Source organism: Lentilactobacillus kefiri (genome assembly GCF_007989105.1).
In the GTDB taxonomy this organism is placed as follows: Bacteria; Bacillota; Bacilli; order Lactobacillales; family Lactobacillaceae; genus Lentilactobacillus; species Lentilactobacillus kefiri.
Genome location: NZ_BJVK01000117.1, coordinates 1 through 549 on the forward strand (window position 1 = coordinate 1; position 549 = coordinate 549).

Annotated in this window: 1 protein-coding gene; it reads right to left on the reverse strand. The window is 39.0% G+C overall.

Features of this window, described 5'->3' with window-relative positions:
• Window positions 1-276, reverse strand: a 276-nt coding sequence (locus LKE01_RS11990; RefSeq protein ID WP_186806026.1) for a MobA/MobL family protein, incomplete at its 3' end; no start/stop codon positions are given.
• Window positions 277-549: the final 273 nt, after the last annotated feature.

Genomic DNA, 549 nt, shown 5'->3' on the forward strand with positions numbered 1-549 from the left:
TGGTAAAGCTACGTTAAATTCTTTTGCATACCGTGAGTTTGATTTACGATCGTTCTTTTCAACTTCATTCCATAATTTTTCTCGATCACTGGCCCATGCTGGTGCATTTTGGGGGGTTAAAATAAAGCTTTCTGGCATAACCGAGCGGGCATAGAAATATCGGCGACCTTCTTTATCATCAAATAATTCTTCACCACTTCTATAAGCGGCACTGGCAATGGCACTGCGTCCTTTACCAGCACTAATATTACTAAAACTCATGTGAAAGATTGCCATATTAGTTACCTCCTTACTTTGATCCTATGGGTTTGCCTTTGTTGTCGCCATTGGCGACTTCTAATACAGGTTTTTTGGGGGTTAGCACAACATAGAATAAATTATATGTGTAAGTGCGCATTAACCTCGTTTCACTCGGTCTGCTGATTCTCTTAACTTTAACTTAGTGTATGCCTTCCGCTTCGCTATTTCAACTTTTATACTTTGACTTAACGTTTCCCTTATGATATAGTGTCGGTGATTATTTCTAATATGATTGGAGGGATCGTTATG